Source organism: Chryseobacterium arthrosphaerae (genome assembly GCF_001684965.1).
Classification (GTDB): Bacteria; Bacteroidota; Bacteroidia; order Flavobacteriales; family Weeksellaceae; genus Chryseobacterium; species Chryseobacterium arthrosphaerae.
The window spans coordinates 136,306-156,388 of sequence record NZ_MAYG01000001.1; the positions used below are offsets into that span (position 1 = coordinate 136,306).

General features: G+C 39.3%; 15 protein-coding genes. 12 read left to right on the forward strand and 3 right to left on the reverse strand.

Going from position 1 to position 20,083, the window contains the following annotated elements; all coding sequences use genetic code 11:
• Positions 1-919: 919 nt before the first annotated feature.
• From BBI00_RS00605 to BBI00_RS00615, 3 genes are all read left to right on the forward strand, one after another.
• A complete protein-coding gene (locus BBI00_RS00605; RefSeq protein WP_065396941.1) occupies positions 920-2,701 on the forward strand; it encodes a tetratricopeptide repeat-containing sensor histidine kinase in 1,782 nt (593 codons plus the stop codon).
• Positions 2,702-2,858: 157 nt separating this feature from the next.
• A complete protein-coding gene (locus tag BBI00_RS00610; RefSeq protein ID WP_065396942.1) occupies positions 2,859-3,593 on the forward strand; it encodes a LytR/AlgR family response regulator transcription factor in 735 nt (244 codons plus the stop codon).
• Between the two features lie 74 nt (positions 3,594-3,667).
• Complete coding sequence (locus tag BBI00_RS00615; protein WP_065396943.1) at positions 3,668-4,210, forward strand: lipocalin family protein; 543 nt, start codon at positions 3,668-3,670, stop codon at positions 4,208-4,210.
• 242 nt (positions 4,211-4,452) lie between these two features.
• On the opposite strand, the gene BBI00_RS00620 is transcribed toward BBI00_RS00615, so the two are convergent.
• On the reverse strand, positions 4,453-4,926 hold the full coding sequence (locus BBI00_RS00620) for a DUF7832 domain-containing protein (protein ID WP_065396944.1): 474 nt from the start codon (positions 4,924-4,926) through the stop codon (positions 4,453-4,455).
• A 114-nt stretch (positions 4,927-5,040) separates the two neighbouring features.
• Between BBI00_RS00620 and BBI00_RS00625 the strand changes: the two genes are divergently transcribed.
• The 3 genes from BBI00_RS00625 to BBI00_RS00635 all read left to right on the forward strand — a co-directional run bounded on the left by BBI00_RS00625 (position 5,041) and on the right by BBI00_RS00635 (position 12,063).
• Positions 5,041-6,291, forward strand: a complete 1,251-nt coding sequence (locus BBI00_RS00625) for a CinA family nicotinamide mononucleotide deamidase-related protein (RefSeq protein WP_065396945.1) — start codon at positions 5,041-5,043, stop codon at positions 6,289-6,291.
• 87 nt (positions 6,292-6,378) lie between these two features.
• The gene (locus BBI00_RS00630; protein ID WP_065396946.1) at positions 6,379-9,777 is read left to right on the forward strand and encodes a polysaccharide deacetylase family protein; all 3,399 of its coding nucleotides are present in this window, start codon (positions 6,379-6,381) and stop codon (positions 9,775-9,777) included.
• 228 nt (positions 9,778-10,005) lie between these two features.
• The gene (locus tag BBI00_RS00635; protein WP_065396947.1) at positions 10,006-12,063 is read left to right on the forward strand and encodes a M13 family metallopeptidase; all 2,058 of its coding nucleotides are present in this window, start codon (positions 10,006-10,008) and stop codon (positions 12,061-12,063) included.
• A gap of 80 nt (positions 12,064-12,143) precedes the next feature.
• Here BBI00_RS00635 and BBI00_RS00640 read toward each other — a convergent pair whose 3' ends face one another.
• A complete protein-coding gene (locus BBI00_RS00640) occupies positions 12,144-12,362 on the reverse strand; it encodes a hypothetical protein (RefSeq protein WP_123902207.1) in 219 nt (72 codons plus the stop codon).
• 59 nt (positions 12,363-12,421) lie between these two features.
• Between BBI00_RS00640 and BBI00_RS00645 the strand changes: the two genes are divergently transcribed.
• Positions 12,422-14,518 carry a M13 family metallopeptidase gene (locus BBI00_RS00645; protein ID WP_065396949.1) on the forward strand — a complete coding sequence of 699 codons (2,097 nt, stop codon included), beginning with the start codon at positions 12,422-12,424 and terminating at the stop codon, positions 14,516-14,518.
• Between the two features lie 62 nt (positions 14,519-14,580).
• Here BBI00_RS00645 and BBI00_RS00650 read toward each other — a convergent pair whose 3' ends face one another.
• The gene (locus BBI00_RS00650) at positions 14,581-15,627 is read right to left on the reverse strand and encodes a hypothetical protein (protein ID WP_065396950.1); all 1,047 of its coding nucleotides are present in this window, start codon (positions 15,625-15,627) and stop codon (positions 14,581-14,583) included.
• 349 nt (positions 15,628-15,976) lie between these two features.
• On the opposite strand from BBI00_RS00650, the gene BBI00_RS00655 reads away from it, so the two are divergent.
• From BBI00_RS00655 to gldD, 5 genes are all read left to right on the forward strand, one after another.
• Positions 15,977-16,423, forward strand: a complete 447-nt coding sequence (locus tag BBI00_RS00655) for a type VI secretion system contractile sheath small subunit (RefSeq protein ID WP_065396951.1) — start codon at positions 15,977-15,979, stop codon at positions 16,421-16,423.
• 20 nt (positions 16,424-16,443) lie between these two features.
• On the forward strand, positions 16,444-17,805 hold the full coding sequence (locus tag BBI00_RS00660; RefSeq protein WP_065396952.1) for a DUF5458 family protein: 1,362 nt from the start codon (positions 16,444-16,446) through the stop codon (positions 17,803-17,805).
• Between the two features lie 77 nt (positions 17,806-17,882).
• Positions 17,883-18,341 (forward strand): hypothetical protein, encoded by a 459-nt coding sequence (locus BBI00_RS00665; protein WP_065396953.1) that lies wholly within the window; start codon positions 17,883-17,885, stop codon positions 18,339-18,341.
• An 87-nt stretch (positions 18,342-18,428) separates the two neighbouring features.
• The gene (gene mutY, locus BBI00_RS00670) at positions 18,429-19,463 is read left to right on the forward strand and encodes an A/G-specific adenine glycosylase (RefSeq protein ID WP_065396954.1); all 1,035 of its coding nucleotides are present in this window, start codon (positions 18,429-18,431) and stop codon (positions 19,461-19,463) included.
• A gap of 44 nt (positions 19,464-19,507) precedes the next feature.
• Positions 19,508-20,065 carry a gliding motility lipoprotein GldD gene (gene gldD / locus BBI00_RS00675; protein WP_065396955.1) on the forward strand — a complete coding sequence of 186 codons (558 nt, stop codon included), beginning with the start codon at positions 19,508-19,510 and terminating at the stop codon, positions 20,063-20,065.
• The last annotated feature ends 18 nt before the right edge of the window (positions 20,066-20,083 follow it).

Consider the following 20,083-nt stretch of genomic DNA (forward strand, 5'->3'; position numbering starts at 1 on the left):
AAAAGATGGTGGATATTTCCGTTCGCAAGGGCATTCTATTCAGCTAAGTAATTTATTACCGCAGATTAGTATTGGAATTCATTGCTGAGTGTTAACGCCTTTGCGGACGTTTATTATTTACATCTATAAAAGAATCTTTGCGAACGTTGCGTTATAATGATTGGGAAAACATACCTCTATAAATTCACACCTTACCTGAAAAATTAGAAAATTTTATAACGCAAAGACCGCAAGAATAGAAAAAAAGATGCTGGATATTTCCGTTCGCAAGGGCATTCTATTCAGCTAAATAATTTAATACCGCCGATTATTATCGGGCTTCATTGCTGAGTGTTAACGCCTTTGCGAACGTATATTATTTATATCTATAAAAAATCTTTGTGAACGTTGCGTCATAATGATTGGGAAGACATGTCTCTATAAATTCACACTTTACCTGAAAAATTGGAAAATTTTATAACGCAAAGACCGTAAGAATAGGGAAAAAGATGCTGGATATTTCCGTTCGCAAGGGCATTCTATTCAGCTGAGTAATTTAATACCGTATATTAGTATCGGGCTTCATTGCTGAGTGTTAACGCCTTTGCGGACGTTTATTATTTACATCTATAAAAGAATCTTTGCGAACGTTGCGTTATAATGATTGGGAAAACATAACTCTATAAATTCATACCTTATAACTAGTCGCATTCAAAAAGAAAATCATAGATTTTCAAAAAACTTATATGTACTTCTCATCGCCAAGCATTATTAGCTTAAAAAACTAAAGTGTTTAAAATCTTTTGTGGCTAAATAATAATCTTAGTTGGCACTTCAAAATCTAATTTTTTCCAACTTGGTGAAATAAGGCTTTCACTTGGTAAAGAATAGAATACGATCAATAAAGTTTTACTTACTTTGCAGTAAAGATCTGAAATCTGTGAAATTAGTTTTTAAAATAGTACTTATTATAATATTAGCATCAGGGAATTCCCTTGTTGCCCAGGATACTACACGGGTTTCTAAAGTTCTGAATTCTGCTGCAAAACTGAAAAAAGCAGTTGATAAAAATGATAATAAAGGCGTTGCAGATACCTATGTGGGAATGGCCAATGACTATTACAATCAGGGAAATTATGCCAAAAGCGAAGAGTATCTCATCAAAGCAAAAAATATCTATCAGAATCTGAACGATAAAAAAAATCTTGAAATCACCACCAGAAAACTGGCACAATCCCAGGAGAAACAAAATAAAATAACTCCCGCAATCAGTAACTACAGCATGGCTGCACAGATGGGATATAGTGAAAAAAGTAAGGCTGTGAATGCCAACGATGTTGCAAGACTTTCTTCTCCTTCTCCCGAACTGCGGGCCGAAGCTATTCAGAATAATATCAGCCTGAGCAAGAAAGAGAATGAGCAGGCAGATCTGGCGGAAAGCTATAGTCAGCTTGCAGAAGTCAATATACAGCAAAAGGATGTTTCCAGAGCGGAAGAAAACCTTAACAACGCTTATAAAATCTCAAAAAAAGAAGCCCCACAACAGGCATTGGCCATCAATCAGAAGCTGGCCGATCTCTATGTGGAAAATAAAAACTTTGATAAAGCGATTGAAGCCAAGAAAACAGTACTGAAGGAAGATTTTGTGAAAGAGAATTCACAGGAAAAGGTGAATCAGATCCAGGAGCTGGCGGATATCTATATCAAGAAGAATGATCCTGAAGAAGCAGTAAGTCTTTTAAAAAACGCTTATGGGATTGCTTTGAATAAAGGGCATACCATGGAAGCACAGAGAAGTGTGAAAAAACTGGACAGTCTCTATGCGATTTCCGGGAATACGGATGCCTCGGTACAGCTATACAGAGATTTCCTGGGAAAACTTCCGGATCTTGTGTCTAAAGACAGAAGCCTGGTGGACAATAAAATACTTGAAGATACCGAACAACGGATTTCCCAGCTTGAAAAAGAAAAAGAGCTGAAAGATGAGCTGATCCGTAAGAAGAATGTCTTCAATTACAGTTTGATTGCAGCTTTAATCCTTCTGACGGGGCTGATCTTTATTATTTTCAGAACCCTGAAAAAAGTTCAGATCAAAAACAAAAAAATTGCTCTTCAGTCGCTCCGGAGAGAAATGAATCCGCATTTTATCTTTAACAGTTTAAATAGCGTCAACCATTTTATAGCCACAAATAATGAACTGGAAGCCAATCAGTATCTGACAAAGTTCTCCAAGCTGATGCGCGGAGTAATGGAAAACTCAACAGAAGATTTTATTCCTTTCCAGCAGGAACTTGATCTGCTTCAGAATTATCTTGCGCTGGAAAAAACACGTTTTGCCGACAAATTCGATTATGAAATTGAAGTTGATGAAAATCTTAATCTCCAGAGCCAGCAGGTTCCCGGAATGCTTGTACAGCCTTTTCTGGAGAATGCAATCTGGCATGGCCTCCGCTACAGAACTGAAAAAGGGTTTTTAAAACTGAGCTTTGAAAAAGATGACCAATATCTGAAGATTACCATTGAAGACAACGGAATAGGAATCGAAGAAAGCAAAAAACAGAAAACCCGGCACCAAAAAACGAGAGAAGGACGGGGAATGAAAAATACACTTGAAAGAGTTCAGCTATTGAATGACCTCTACAAAAAAGACATTACCTGCTCAGTAAAAGATAAAGACAACAATGGAGGAGTTTTGGTGACCATCAGGATCAATCTTGCTTAATTTGTAGGATTTCAATTTTTATTCTCAATATTATTCCGGAATATTTTTTGCCTGAAGCATTGAGTGTTTCCATGCACAGGTTTCAGATTGTATGAATGGGTAAATATTCCTAATTTGCATCGTGCAGTCTATTATCTGTCACTTAATACCTGACCGAATGAAAATAAAAGCCGTAATTGTAGATGATGAAATCATAGCAAGAGAAGTTCTGAGAAGCTATCTCACCAAATATTGCCCGCAGGTGGAAATTCTTGGTGAAGCTGAAAATATCAGAGAAGCCGTTCCGCTGATTACTGAAAAGCAGCCGCAACTGGTGTTTCTTGATGTTGAAATGCCTTTTGGAAACGCTTTTGATGTGTTGGAGGCCACCAAAGATCAGGCGTACGAAACCATTTTCATTACAGCATTTTCACAGTATTCGCTGCAGGCATTGAACAAATCGGCAAGCTATTATATCTTAAAGCCCATTGATATTCAGGAACTGATTCTGGCCGTTAATAAAGTCGCTGAGAGCCTGGAGAAAAAAGAAGAACTCAACCGGAATAAAATTTTGCTGGAGAATCTGAAGCTGAAACCGGAAAAACAGCAATTGATATTGCCCACTTTACAAGGCTTTGATGTGGTAAAAACAGAAGATATTGTCAGGCTGCAGGCAGACGGAAACTTTACCCAGGTTTACCTTACCGATGGCTCAAAGAAGATGGTATGCAGGTTTTTAAAACATTTTGACGACCTGCTGGAAAGTCCCTTTGTAAGAGTACACCGTTCCCACATCATCAATACAGCTTTTGTAAAATCCTACCACAAAAGCGGAACTGTAATGCTGTCTGACGATACGGAAATTGAGGTTTCCGGAAGCTTTAAGGATAATTTCCTGAAGGTCTTTTCATAGAATTTATTGTTCTTTAACAGCCTGTAGGCATTATTTTTGACGTTTTCATCAGAACCACACCAAAAAAATCTCTTATGAAAACCCTTCATAAAATCATACTTCCCGTATCATTGGGTGCATTAGGACTGATTATTTTTAACTCGTGTTCCGTAAGAATTCCCAAAGGTGCTGCAGCAGTAAAGAACTTTGATGCTAAAAAATACCTCGGCAGATGGTATGAAATTGCCCGTTTTGACTATCGTTTTGAGAAAAATATGGATAATGTCACTGCAGAATATACAGAAAATCCGGATGGCTCCATTCAGGTGAAGAACAAAGGCTATGATTACGTAAAAAAAGTCTGGAATGAATCTATCGGAGAAGCCCAGTTTGTAAAAGACCCTACAGAAGCCCGGCTGAAAGTATCATTTTTCAAACCTATCTGGGCAGGGTATAACGTGATCGATATTGATGAAGACTATCAGTATGCCATGGTTGCAGGAAGCAGTTTGAAATATCTCTGGATCCTGTCCCGTACTACCACCATCCCCGAAAGCATCCGTCAGCGTTTCCTGGCAAAGGCAAAAAAAATCGGTTATGATACCAATGAACTGATCTGGGTAAAACATAATCAATAAATAAAAAAAAGAAGCTGAGAAGAATGGCTGTTAATAAATAACTGACGCATTGATCTTCTTAGCTTCCTTTGTATTTTCATTCTTCCCGAATCAAATACAAATTGTGTGGATCATATTGTTTGTATTGATGGAATTTAATTTAACGCAAAGTTTTAGCCTCCTTAAAATTAAGTATCCGGATAATTATTCTTTGCGTTTGGAAAATAATTTGTTTTCATTCCACAACTTTTGATGGTGATCCTTTATCCCGCAATATATTCCTTCCACTCTTCAAAACGATAATCAATGACCTGTTTCATCAGATCGTAGTTCTCGTAAGTATCTTCAATGTGGTAAAACGTTTCATACTCATAATCATTTTCTTCCGCCTTGGTATCAAAAAGGTTGACGTAGTCGTCTGCAAAAGAGCTGTATCGGTTCCCGAAATCAGTATCATCAGCATAATAGTCTTTCGCAAAACTGTTTCCCAGGTCATTCAGGTCATATTCGGAAAACTTCCCGTCACAGCAGTCCATCACAAATTCCGCTCCGGTTATTTCTCTTCGTTTCAGCCGTTCAATTTCCTCTGCGGAATCTTCTTTCAGTTCATCAGAGATAAGATCATGGTTTACGCACCAGTTCAGGAACATTCCGGTATGGGTTGCTCCGTTCTTCTGAGGAAGTCCTTCCGGGAAATCACCGCCATAATGCCATGAGGCATCATCATATTTAGACATAATTTTTCTTGTAGTTTTAAATAAATTCTGTCAAAAATAGAAAAAATCAATTTATATTGCCGGGCACGGGGAATTTTCCGTCATTTGTATCAGAATTTTTTTCGAAAACAAAACATGGATAAAGCGGTTCTGATTACCATTGGTGATGAAATCCTTTCAGGAAACACGGTAGATACCAACTCTAATTTTATTGCCTCCGAGCTTAAAAATATCGGAATAAAAGTTGTACAGATCTTCACGATCTCTGACGAAATTGAAACAATTAAAAATACTTTGAGTACCGCTTTTGAGCTGGGAGATCTTGTTATCACTACCGGCGGACTGGGACCTACCCGGGATGATAAGACCAAAAAAGCACTGGCAGAATTCTTCAATGATGAAATTGCCCTGGATGAGGTTACCTTCAGTCATCTCAAAGGATATATGGAAAGAAGAGGGCGTGCGGATATTTTGGAAAGAAACAGAGAACAGGCTTTCGTTCCCACAAAATCCATTGTCTTCCAAAACCATTACGGAACGGCTCCCTGCATGATGATGGAACTGAACGGAAAGCTGAGTTACAGCCTGCCTGGAGTTCCTTATGAAGTGAAACCCCTGATCAAGGATCAGATTATACCTTATTTACAGGAAAAATTTAGCCTGAATTATATCCATACAAGAATTGTTTCCGTAGTCGGGATCCCTGAAAGTATCCTTGCAGATATGATCGAAGACTGGGAGCTGGCACTTCCTGAAAATACAGCATTGTCCTATCTTCCGGTAGGTACCCGTGTAAAACTTAGGCTGACGGCATCAGGAAGTAACGAAAACGAACTGAAACTACAGACCGAAGAAGAAATTCAGAAGCTGCTTCCGTTACTTGGAGATCATGTGATTGCCGTATCTGAAGACAAGATCGAGAATATTCTGGCCGAAATGCTTACCGAAAGAAAGCTCACCATTTCTACCGCAGAAAGCTGTACGGGAGGCGAACTGGCAAAAATGATCACTTCAGTTTCCGGAAGCTCAAAGTATTTTATGGGTGGGATGGTAGCCTATGCTACAGAGAAGAAAATTAAGATTCTGAATGTTTCCAAAGAAACTGTAGATCAGTTCACCGTAGTCAGTGAACAGGTGGCTCAGGAAATGGCAAAAGGCTGTCAGCAATTGTTTGATACAGATATTTCCCTTTCAACTACCGGAGTTGCCGGCCCCGGAAAAGGTGAGGATGGAAAAGAAGTAGGAACCGTTTTCTATACCATAAGAATGGGTGATCAGGAAGTAACGTCCAGATTATATATGCCGCATCTGGAGCGGATTGATTTTATGGATTTCGTTTCTCAGAAGGTGATTCAGGATCTGGTGGCACTTCTTGTAAACAGCTAGAAACCAGGTGTTGTTTTAATTTTTTTTTAATTATTTTTTTGGCAGTTTTTCACGCTTTTTGAAATCATTCCATAAAATTTCATCAACGTGGAAAATTCCAAACAGATCTTTCAGACCAACAGTAAAAAACGCTGGAAAAGTGTGCAATGGGGAAGCCGTATTTTTATCTTTACAGGAATACTGCTGCTGCTCGCTTTGGGTCTGATGATGATCCTGGACAAGAGTCCTGCAATTCCCTTCAAAGAAGATTATAAGGCTGTAATCACAGCTAATAAACCCTATCTTCAGGAGAATAAAATTTCCAAAGAATATAAAGGCTTCAGAAGTTTCATTTCTGAAAAAACAATGCACACTAATCTCGCCAAGATTGAAAAGGCGGGAGCAGAAAGATTGAAAAATCAGAACCGGAACTGGGCACAATTCCCAGGAGGAATCCGTTCTGCATTTTATGTGGCATGGGATCCGCAGTCTCTGATGTCATTGAAGCGAAATATCAGACATGTCAACCTTGTATTTCCGGAATGGTTTTTCATTGATCCCAAAACGGGAGACCTGAAAACCAATGTAGACCCCGAAGGTTATAAAGTCATCAAAAGAACCGGAGTAGCAGCAATGCCGATGCTGAGTAATAACTCTGACCGGGAATTCCGTGCCGAAGGACTGGCAAAAGTGCTTAACGATCCTAAGAGAAGAGCAGCGCTGATTCAGAAGATTACGCAGCAGTGTATCAGATATCATTTCAAAGGGATTAATATCGACTTTGAAGATATGAATCTGAATTCTGATGAAAATCTGATTGCTTTCATGAAAGAACTGTCAGAAACTTTCAGACAGAACCAATTGCTGGTTACCATGGATATTATGACAGATAATGATGATTATAATATTCAAAAACTCGATCCTTATGTAGACTATTTTGTACTGATGGCTTATGACGAATATTCTGCTGATGGCGATGCGGGCCCCGTTTCTTCTCAGAAATGGATAGAGGAACAAACCGGTAAAGTGGTGAGAAAAACATCTCCCCGCAAGATTATATTGGGATTGGGTGCTTATGGTTATGATTGGAGTTCCAATAAAGATGATAATACTTCAGTCACTTATATGCAGGCCATTACAAAAGCCCATGCAAGCAAGGCCGTGATTGATTTTAATGACAATACTTTTAATCTGAATTATTCCTATACCGATTCTAAAAACTTCACGCATACCGTATTTTTCAATGATGCGGCTTCTATTTTCAACACCATGCGTTTTTCATCCGAATATCCATTGGCAGGAACCGCACTGTGGAGACTGGGAAGTGAGGACAGCAGAATCTGGAATTTCTATGATAAGGATCTTACGTTTGCCGGACTATCTAAGTTCAATTTAAAGACACTTGAGAATGTGAAAGGGCAGACCATGGTGGATTATATCGGGGACGGAGAAGTGCTTGATGTACTGAATACCCCTCATGACGGGAAAATCGCTCTGGAAACAGATCCAAAAGAGAAGATCATTACTGACGAGAATTATATCACCTATCCAAGTTCTTATGAAGTAAAAAAATACGGAAGTGCCCCGCAGAAAGAACTGGTACTCACTTTCGATGACGGACCTGACGAAACATATACCCCTCAGATACTCGATGTGTTGTCCAAATATCATGTTCCGGCTGCTTTCTTCCTGGTAGGATTAAATGCTGAAAAAAACCTTCCGCTGGTGAAAAGAATTTACCGGGAAGGGCATGAAATAGGAAACCATACTTTCACGCATGAAAATGTAGCTAAAGTAAGTCCGGAAAGAGCCTTGCTTGAAATGAAACTGACAAGACTGCTGATTGAATGTGTGACAGGTCACAGCACGATCCTGTTCAGGGCTCCTTATAATGCAGACTCTGAACCTACAACATCTGAAGAGATCATTCCGGTAGCGCTGGCAAGACAGCAGAACTATCTGGATATCGGTGAGAATATTGACCCGGAAGACTGGCAACCCGGAATAAAGGCAGATGAAATAATAAAACGGGTCATGGCCGGAATCCAACAGCAGAGAGGAAATATCATATTGCTTCACGATGCGGGGGGAGACACCAGAGAAGAAACAGTGAAAGCACTGAAAACTTTAATTCCTATGTTGCAGAAGCAAGGTTATCATTTCACCAACCTTACCAATATTCTGCATAAAAGTAAAAATGAGCTGATGCCTGAAGTTCCTAAAACAAGATCCTATTATATTATGCAGCTCAACCTGGTATTGGCTACTGTTATTTACGGGATAAGTCATTTTCTGGTCGCTCTGTTCACTATTTTCATTGCATTGGGATTGATGAGACTTCTGTTGATGGCATATTGGGCTTTTAAAGAAAGAAAAAAAGAGAAAAAACTGAGTGGGTTTCCCGTGTTGGAATCCTATCCGAAAGTTTCCATTATCGTTCCTGCCTATAATGAAGAAGTGAATATTGTTTCTTCCTTGCAGAATTTACTGAAACAGACCTACCCGAACTTTAATATTATCATGGTAGATGACGGAAGTAAGGATTCAACTTATGACAGAGCAAATGAAGCATTTCCGGATCATCCGAAACTGAAGATTTTTACCAAAACAAACGGTGGGAAAGCGACTGCTCTGAATTTCGGAATTTCACAAACCGATGCAGAATATGTAGTGTGTATTGATGCCGATACCAAATTACAGCAGGATGCGGTAAAATACCTGATCGCAAGATTTTTAAATGCCGGCCCTGAAGAAAAAATCGCTGCAGTAGCCGGAAATGTAAAAGTAGGGAATACCGTAAACTGGCTGACCAGATGGCAGGCCATAGAATATACGACCAGCCAGAACTTCGACCGTCTGGCGTATGCCCATATTAATGCCATTACCGTAATTCCCGGAGCTATCGGAGCATTTAAAAGATCTGTAGTGCTGGAAGCAGGAGGATATTCTTCCGATACCCTGGCTGAAGACTGTGATATTACGGTGAAAATCCTGAAAGCAGGGTACACGGTTGCCAATGAAAACAGGGCTGTTGCCGTGACAGAAGCTCCGGAAACCGTAAAACAGTTTTTAAAACAACGTTTCCGCTGGACCTACGGAATCATGCAGATGTTCTGGAAGCAGAGACAGACTTTCCTTAATCCCCGTTATAAAGGACTGGGACTTTGGGCCATGCCGAATATTTTATTATTCCAATACATTATTCCGTTCTTTTCGCCATTGGCAGACGTCATTATGTTTTTTGGAATCCTGTCCGGGAATGGGAGTAAAATATTTACCTATTATCTGATTTTCCTTTTGGTGGATGCCTCATTGGCACTGGTAGCGTTCATTATGCAACGGGAAAAACTGACCAACCTGTTCTATATAATTCCACAGAGATTCGGGTACAGATGGCTGATGTATATCGTATTATTTAAAAGTTTAAGAAAAGCGTTGAAAGGCGAAATGCAGTCCTGGGGATTTTTGAAAAGAACCGGAAATGTAAAAGAGATCGCAACAATTTAATGGGTGAACGGAACTGTGGAGTAAGGAGTTGAGATGATCCGGCCGGAAGAAGGAAGTTATTTTGAGTTAGCATTACGCAGATAGTACTGATGACTTTATAACTTCCTGCTTCAAACCGCTCTAAATTATAAACTCTCATCCCACTCTGATGTTATTTGTTTAAATTTGTTTTACAAAAAAGTAACAAATAATAAATAAATCATACCTATTGTATAAATTGTTATCATAATGAAAAAACTAACGCTTTCTTTGTTTCTAATAGCAGGGATCTGCACTCAAAATACAATGAGCGCACAGGCTAAAGCTGTTAAAACAGCAGTAAACAACACAGACAAAGGTCTGGACATTAGCTTGATGGACACTTCGGTACGTCCACAGGATGATTTTTATAACTATGTGAGTGGAACATGGATGAAAACGGCTAAAATTCCATCCGATAAGCCTACCTGGGGAAGTTTCAACAAACTTGGAGAAGACACGGATAACAATTCCATGACGATTCTGAACTCTCTTTTGAAAGATAAATTTGCTGATGGCAGCGAAGGGAAAAAAATCCAGGACCTGTATGCTTCCTATATGAACATGCAGAAAAGAAATGCTGACGGAATCAAACCTATCCAGGAAAACCTGAATAAAATTGATGCCATCAAAAATATGGCAGACCTTCAGACTTATCTTGCTTCCGTAACAAAAGAAGGCGAAAATAGCTTCTACGGATGGGGCGTATACGCTGACCTGAAAGATTCCAACATGAATGCGGTTTACTTGGGAGAAGCAGCCCTTGGTTTGGGAAGAGATTACTATCAGAAAGTAAATGATAAAAATACAGAAGCTATTGCTGAATACCAGAAATATGTAGCTTCTATGCTGAAAGAATTAGGATACCAAAATGCAGACGCAGCAGCAAAAGGTATTGTTGACTACGAAAAAAGCATTGCAAAAACGTATCTTACAAATGAGCAGAGCCGTGATAACACCCTTCAGTATAACCCTCAGACGATGGCTCAGCTTTCAGCTTTGGTAAAAGGAGTAGATCTTCCTTCTTACCTTAAAAAGGTGGGAGTTAATACAGACCGCGTAATCATTGGAGAGTTAGGTTACTATAAAAACTTTGATCAGTTGGTAAATGCCAAAAACCTTCCGGTAATCAAAGATTATCTGAAATTCCATATGATCAACGGAAGTGCTTCTTACCTGAGTGAAAAACTGGGTGATATGAAGTTTAACTTCTTCGCTAAATACCTGAGAGGCCAGCAGGAACAGAGAGCATTGAACAAGAGAGGTTTTGAGCTGATCAACAGAAACCTTGGAGAAGCTTTCGGTAAATTATACGTTGAAAAATACTTCCCGGCAGAAGCTAAAGCTCAGATGGTAGAACTGATCGATTACTTAAAGAAAAGCTTTGCCCTTCATATCAATAATCTGACCTGGATGTCTTCTACAACCAAGGAGAAAGCGATGAAGAAACTGAATAAGTTTACAGTAAAAGTAGCGTATCCGGACAAATGGAAAGACTATTCCAAATTGGTTATTACTCCTGAAGCAAAAGGAGGAACATTATACTCCAACCTTCAGAGCATTGGTGAATGGCAGTACAACAAAGATTTAGCAAAAATCGGAAAACCGGTGGATAAAACAGAGTGGGGAATGACTCCACAGACTGTAAATGCTTACTACAATCCTGTGTATAACGAAATCGTATTCCCTGCAGCAATCCTGCAGCCGCCGTTCTTCAACCCTCAGGCTGATGCCGCTGTAAACTTTGGAGGAATTGGTGCTGTTATCGGTCACGAAATGAGCCACGGGTTTGATGATTCAGGAGCTCAGTTTGATGCAGACGGTAACCTTGTTGACTGGTGGACTCCGGAAGATAAAGCCAACTTCGAAAAAGCAACAAAAGCTCTTGCTGCCCAATATGACAAATATGAGCCTGTGAAAGGAACTTTCGTAAACGGAACCTTTACAAACGGTGAAAATATTGCAGATTTAGGAGGAGTAAACATCGCTTACGATGCGCTTCAGATGTATTTAAAAGATAAAGGAAACCCAGGAAAGATCAGCGGATTCACTCAGGATCAGAGATTCTTCTTAAGCTGGGCAACCGTTTGGAGAACTTTATCCAGTGAAAAATACATGATCAATCAGGTGAAAACAGATCCTCACTCTCCTGGATATTTCAGAAGTTTCGGTCCGTTGATCAACGTTGATGCCTTCTACAAAGCATTCGATGTTAAAAAAGGAGACAAATTATACAAAGCTCCGGAAGACAGAATCAAAATCTGGTAATAATACAGCCGCTCAGCAATGGGCGGTTTTTGTTTTTTCAGGTGGCAGGTCTGAGGTGGCAGGTAGCAGGAGGTTGATGATTAGGGATTGTGGGAAGAGGCAGCTAATAGATACAAATGACAGATGATAGAACGATCATTCCCTCCTCCGGAAGGGGTCAAATCTCTGATTTGACGGGTGGTCAACCACGAGGTAATATCAATACAAGCGGGCTTTAGCCCGCTTACTTTATAAATCAATCTCCATCCGGCTTTAGCCAAAACCTGAATCAGTTTTACCGCAATCCAATTATCCTTCACCACTTATCATTAAAGTTTGTATATTTGATAAGTTTGTGTAAAATCAAAAATTATCTTTAATGAAAAAGCTAAATATTGGAATACTTGCCCTTGCGGGGATTGTATTTCTCAATTCGTGTGGTGCGGCAAAGACTGCAGGGACAGAGAAAAAAACTGAGGCTACGGCAGCTGTTGCAGAGCCGGTGAAAGAAGACGTGAAAGAGGAGGGAATCAATTTATCTTATATGGATACAAGTGTCCGTCCGCAGGATGACTTTTTTAGCTATGTGAACGGAAATTGGGTGAAAACTACCCAGATTCCTTCCGATAAAGCCAATTGGGGATCTTTCAATGCATTGAGGGAAAATGTAGATGATGCTTCATTGGATATTTTAAATAAAATTCTTACCGAAAACTACCCGGCAGGATCAGAAGGACAGAAGATCCAGAATCTTTATGCCTCTTTTATGGATACTGCTAAAAGAAATGCAGAAGGTTTGGCACCTATCAAGGCTGATCTGGCAAAAGTAGATGCCATTAAAAGTCTGAATGATCTGCAGAAATATCTTCTGGAAGCAACAAGAATGGGAGACAACTCTTTCTATGGCTGGAGAGTGGGTGCAGATATGAAGAATTCTAAAATGAATGCTGTTTACCTGGGTGGCCCTGATCTTGGATTGGGAAGAGACTATTATCAGAAGGTAAATGAGGCCAATACCAAAACTTTGGCAGAATATCAGACTTACGTAGGTAAGCTGTTCGGAGTGTTAGGCTATAAAAATACAGCTCAGGCTGCACAGAACGTTGTGGATTTTGAAAAACAGATGGCTAATTATCTGTTGACCCTTGAGCAAAACAGGGATGCCAATCTCAGATATAATCCTAAAAATGTATCCGAGTTATCCGGAATCGTTAAAAATGTTGACCTTGCAAAATATTTAAAAGATGCAGGGGTAAATACAGATAGGGTGATCATTGGGGAAATGAAATATTACCAGAATATGGATCAGTTTATCACGCAGAAAAACCTGCCTTTATTAAAAGATTATCTGAAGTACCATATCATTAATGGTAATGCCAGCAATCTTGACGATAACCTGGAGCAGATCAGATTTGACTTCTATGCTAAATATTTACAGGGGCAGAAAGAGCAGCGCCCTATGAACAAAAGAGGGCTTACTCTTGTGAATGGAGTTCTGGGAGAAGCTTTCGGAAAACTTTATGTAGATAAATATTTTACTCCTGAAGCCAAACAGCAGATGGAGACCTATATCGATTACCTTTTGAGATCTTTCAAAACCCATATTGCCAATATAGACTGGATGTCTCCTGAGACCAAAGTGAAAGCTCAGGAAAAATTATCCAAATTTACGGTGAAGATTGCATACCCTGATAAGTGGAAAGATTATACCCAGTTGAAAGTAGAATCTCCGAAGCAGGGAGCTACATTATATTCAAACCTTCAGAATGTGGCAGCATGGCAATATCAGCGAAGCCTGGATAAAGTAGGAAAACCGGTTGACAAAACAGAATGGGGAATGTCTCCGCAAACTGTAAATGCTTATTACAGCGGATCAAACAACGAAATTGTATTCCCTGCCGCAATCCTTCAGCCTCCTTTCTACAATCCGAAAGCAGATGCTGCAGTGAACTTCGGAGGTATTGGTGCCGTAATCGGTCACGAAATTTCTCACGGATTTGATGACAGCGGTTCCCGTTTCGATGGGGACGGAAACCTTAATAACTGGTGGACAGATGCTGACCGTAAGAACTTTGATGCAAAAGTAGGACAGCTTGCTGCCCAGTACAGTGCTTATGAACCCGTAAAAGGAAGCTTTGTAAACGGTAAATTTACAAGTGGTGAAAATATCGGTGACCTTGGTGGGGTAGCAGTGGCTTACGATGCCCTTCAGATGTATCTTAAAGATAAAGGAAATCCGGGTAAGATCAGTGGCTTTACTCAGGATCAGAGATTCTTTATGAGCTGGGCAACCGTTTGGAGAACCAAAGCTACGGATCAGTATATGATCAATCAGGTAAAAACAGATCCGCACTCTCCGGGAATGTTCAGAGCATTTGGCCCGTTGGTGAATCAGGACTCATTCATCAAAGCATTTGATATCAAGCCTGGAGACAAGCTGTATAAAGCGCCTCAGGACAGAATAAAAATTTGGTAGGTTTACCAAAAGATTGTTAGAAAAAAGGATCCGCCTCATATTCATTGAGACGGATTCTTTTTTTAATAGGCTTTTTTATAATTCCGGATGACAAACCTGATTCCGGTTTCTAAAATGTCACCCATGGTCTTACAGTATTTGAAGTTGACGTCATAGGTGAGTTTCTGCAGAGCAGTCTTCAGTTCTGTAACATTGGCTTCCGGAGCGAGATCTTCCTTTTTCATAATAGAAATAAGTTCGTCAAATCTGTTTTTGCTGCTGGTCACCCTTTTTACAATCTGTGAACGTACTTCTTTCCGGTATTGTTCTATAGAATTGGGTTTTAGCTTTTCCAGCACCATATTTACCATCAGGTTGTTTTCTTTGAAATACTGCGGAAGATAGACTTTCAGGTTCCCCTCATAGCTCTGCTGATCAAAATCTATCGGCCGGATCCTGTAGATAACCTGGTCAAAATCGTGTATAGGAATCACCACATAATTATAAGACCGCATATCCCCGAGAAGCCCGATGAGGCAGCGCTCATTGAACTTTACAAACTCCTTTGAAATCTGTGCCTTTTCCAGCTCTGTGCAGTTGTGTAAATGTTTCTGGATAAAAACATCGCCGGGAATCCCCAGAATATGTTCTTCTATCAAAGTGTTTTTGTAGATTAGAAAATTAATACGGTTGGGAGAAAGCAGATCTTCAAGTTCCAGCCCGTATATTCGGGAAGCATCTGCCTGTTTTATATAAAAATTGGTATAGTTGTCGTTCAGGATATTTCTCACCCGGATCCGGAAAGGTTTGGAGTTCCCGAAAGTACAGAAATCGATCGTATCTACTTTCAGATAAGGCAAAGTTGCTTCATCACCGTCAGAATGCAGCAGCGTGTAGATCTTATTTAAATTGGCTTCAATTTCTCTAAACTCATATTCAGGATATAACACGCCTAGCCATAAAGTATCCTTGCCGTCCTTATCCAGAATATTCACACTGTCACTGAATCTTAACAGGTCTTCGTACAGAAATTTAATCTTGGTCGTTCTGTTGTGTTTTTCCAGATATTGCCCTAATGCTTCGGAAACAGGGAATATGGGCTTTCTAAACGCTATTTTTACATCTTTCATGACACGGTTCACTTTGCTTAAATATAAAGAATATTTTTTGTAACGTCTGAGAATTATTGTTGAAGTATTCCGGGAAACTTTTCTATAATGACAGAGCAGACAAAAATTTAATTTAATTTTTTTGATTGATTTTATTTATTTTTCATAGCTTAGTGAGATCGTAAGATCGTGATTTTATGTTAAATAAGTATGGGTAAATTTAAATAAGTCAAGAAAAATCTTGTCAAAATTTTGTATGTTACAGTTTTTTTTTAAATTTAAACATTGGATTGGTAATTTATTGGATTACTCTGTAAATTACTCAAAGACAGATCCAAAATAAAATAGTAAATCTCAAAATAATAATAATATGGCAATGTTTAATTATGGTGTTGGCGGAAACGAGGTAAAAGTAGACGCTAATGAAGCTATTCAGGAAATCCAGGAAAATAAATCACTGATAGTAAGCCAGCTTACAACAGAAGAATCTTATACCCCTGAAATTGTAACAGGATTAAAAACTGTGGAAGATGTTTTCAAACATTTCCAGCCTTCTGTAGCGGTACAGCATGAAACAGAGGATGGTGGAATAGTAGAAGAAGAATTCCGTTTTCAAAATCTTGGTGACTTTACTCCTAAAAGCCTTACTCAGAAATCAGATTATCTGCAGCAGCTGAGCATGGAGCAGGAGCAGTACAATAAAATTGTACGTCAGCTGAAAACAAATAAAATTCTACGCAATATGCTGGAGAACGATCAGACAAGAGCTGCGTTCATAGAAGTATTGAAAGAAGTGGCACAGGAACTTGAAAAATAATTAAAGACTTACATTAAATCATGGATAGCAAATTACAGGCGCAGGAAAGCCAGCAGCAGGGACAACAGCAACACTCAGGGCAGCCGAAAGGCAACCCGCTTGCGGAGCTCAATAAAATGGGAGGTTTTGGCTTTGTTGAATCCGTTGTAGACGGTATCGCCAATATGAACCCTACAAGAAAAGCAAGAAAGGAAATTTTCCTTAATGACAGCAATAAATCAGAAGAAAGAAAAGAGCTTCTTCAGAAGATCAACCTTTGGGTAAGCCTTTTAGAAGGTAATGAATCTGCTGATAAAATGGCTGAGACGTGCAAAAATAAAGCACAGCAGGCTGACCAGAATCTAAAAACAAACTTAAAAAATACACTGGACGCCGTTCGTATGTTGGAAACCAACTACAGAACCGTAGCTCAATTCTATAAAAACACAGAATTGGATAAAGTGGATAACGTAAGCATCGTAAATGCAAGTCTTGAACAGGTTTCAGATCTTGATAATCCTTTATTCATCGATGCTATTTCCGAAGAATTTAAAAACTACTACGACCGTCTTGACCTTAGAGACAACTATTCAATTCTGGCCATTCCAGGATATTTAGGATCCAACAAGGTGATCGAGAAATGGGCAAAAATCTGTAACGAGAATAAAGTAATGATGGTTACAGACTTCGCCAACCTGGATAAACCGGATGACGTAGTAGACTTATTCCACTCCGCAAACCTTACCGGAGGTGAGCTTCACAGAAGTAACGTGATTATGACGTGTAACTGGCTGGTAGGCCGTGGAAAAGCTGAAGAAGTAGGGGAAGAAGAGAATGTAGAGCTTCCGCCTTCCACTTCATTGGCTGGAAAAATTCATAAAACACTGATGTCTCAGGTGGCAGCCGGTAAAAAGCACGGTAACATCAACGAGGTAGATGCTGTAAAATTCGAATTGAAGAAAAGTGAAATCTCTCAGTTGGAAAAAATGGGTCTTGTACCAATGGTGAACGAATATGGTAAAATTATGGCTTTCTCTGCGAAAACATTATTTACAGGAGACAACATCGGTCTTCAGACGTATTCGGTAGTCCGTGTATTCGACTATGTTACTAAAGTGTTGCTTGATTTCCTTAACAGAAGAGCCTTCGAAAACTGGAATGCCAAAAACGAAGACGATTTGAGAAGACAGATCGTAACATTCTTAGACAATATCAAAGGGCCGGACAAACTGATCGAGAAATTCAAGATCGTTCGTTTCGAACAGGATAGGGTAAACAAAGACAGAGTATGGCTTGATATCCGGATGACCCCTTATTTCCCTACAAAAAGTTTCGTTATCAAACTTGACGGACACAAAGGAGATGATGGTAACGAATGGGATGCAGAATACGCTCAGGAATAAAAATCCTTATTTAAAATATCAAAAACCGATGCAATTTTTACATCGGTTTTTTTCTACCAATATCTATAAAATTGCATATGAATAAAAAACTGATCATAGGGCTCACCGCTTTATGCATGGTATTTCTGGTAAGTTGCGAAAAAAAATACCAGAGTCCCGGTACCTATGAAAATGATCTTTTTGCAGACGAACGCCAGGAAGGAAAAGCTTACATCATGAGTGAAGATGAATGCTTTCAGGGCAGTGAGCTTGTACTGGCGAGTGCAGGTGTGAAACTGGCAGACAGCTCAAAAGGCCGTGGGAAATCGTTCTTCCTTTATAAAGTCAGCTCCGGAAAAGTATTGAAAACCGTGAGAGACTCAGTGGTAGAAATGCCGATGATGTTCCTGTCGCCTTACAAATTAAAAATAAAAAGCAGCGACTCCATGTATGTGTATCTGAAAAAACTGGATGGATACCGTTTTATAGCCAAAGACAGAAATCTTAAATACCAATGGCTGAAAGCCGCTCCCGTATATACTGTGAAGAAAAAATAAAATAAGCCTATCTTTGCAGACAGAAAATGCTTCAAAGATGCTGAAGAAAGTTGAAGCAGACCATATTAAAATCTAAACAAAAAATTTTTGAAGAAGGATAGCGGAAATTCAGACTTTCTGTACATTGGCAGGAAAATCGGGGAATGGTACAGGAATAATGCAAGAGATCTGCCTTTCAGACAGACAAAAGATCCGTATAAAATCTGGATTTGCGAAATTGTATTTCAACAGACAAGGATCAACCAGGGACTCAATCACTATAATAACTTTATAGAAAGATTTCCGGATGTAAAAACTTTGGCAGAAGCTGAAGAGAATGAGGTATTGCTGTATTGGAAAGGATTGGGCTATTATTCCAGAGCTATCAATATTCATAAGGCTGCTCAACAGATTATGAATGATTATCAGGGCGTATTTCCCAGCCGGTATGAAGAAATTCTAAAACTTAAAGGTGTAGGAAAGTATACTGCTGCTGCAGTTTCCAGCATCTGCTTCAATGGAAAAATGCCTGCTGTTGATGGTAATTTCTACCGGGTTCTGAGCCGCCTTTTTGCTGATGATTTTGATATTTCAAGCTCAAAAGCTTTCAGCTATTTCTCTGAACTGGCTCAATTGGTAATGCCGGAAAATGTAGGAGATTTCAATCAGGCGATGATGGATATAGGGTCCGAAATCTGTAAACCTAAAAATCCACTTTGCGGAGAATGCCCTCTAAACGAAGACTGCCTGGCATTTGCTACTCAAAAAATCTCTGATTACCCAGTGAAAACAAAAAAGGTAAAAGCAGAAGATCTTGCCCTGACGTATTATTTTGTTCACAGAAACGGTCAGTTTCTGATCCGCCAGAGAGGAGATGATTTTATCTGGAAGAAACTGTTTGAATTTCCTGCAGCGATTCCCGCCGGGATGGAATCCTTCATCATGGGCTCGAAAACAATTACGCATAAGCTGACCCACAAGAATTTAAGCATTGAAATTTTTAATGTTGAGGTAACTTCAGAAAAGATCTGGAACGATTTTATCACTGAAAATCAATACCTGATTACGGATGTGGAAGCGTCCCACAAAAAATCCTTTCCTAAGCCTCTGGAAAATTACATTCAAAACTCTCTGAAAGACTGAAATTTGTCTTCCGAAATCTGAAATCTAATTTGTACTTTTGCAAAATGATAAAAAAAGTCATTTTTATTTTTGTATCACTGCTTTTAATTTCATGTGGAAAAGACTCCGTTCCGAAACCTTATGGTGAACTGCGTCTGGAATATCCGGCTCCGAAATACCAAAAGTTTGAAAACAATTGTGCCTATACCTTTGAATACTCGGATTTTGCTTCGATTGACCCGGCCAAGAAACCCTGCTGGTTCTATCTGAATTATCCTAAAATGAAGGCCAAAGTTTTCGTTACGTATTATCCGATACAGAATGACTTTGCAGATCATATCAAGGAATCTGAAAAAATGGTATATGAACATACCATCAAAGCCAGTGCTATAGACACAAAATCCTTTGCATACCCTGAAAAGAAGGTGTACGGGGATTTTTATGAGCTGAAAGGGCAGACAGCTTCCAATCTTCAGTTTTACATTACAGACAGTACAAAACATTTCGTGACTGCCTATCTATACTTTAATACGAGACCGAAACCGGACTCCCTTGCTCCTGCAGTAAACTATATCAAAAACGATATGAAGCATCTGCTGGACTCTTTTGAGTGGAAAAAATAATTTACTTTTAATATACAT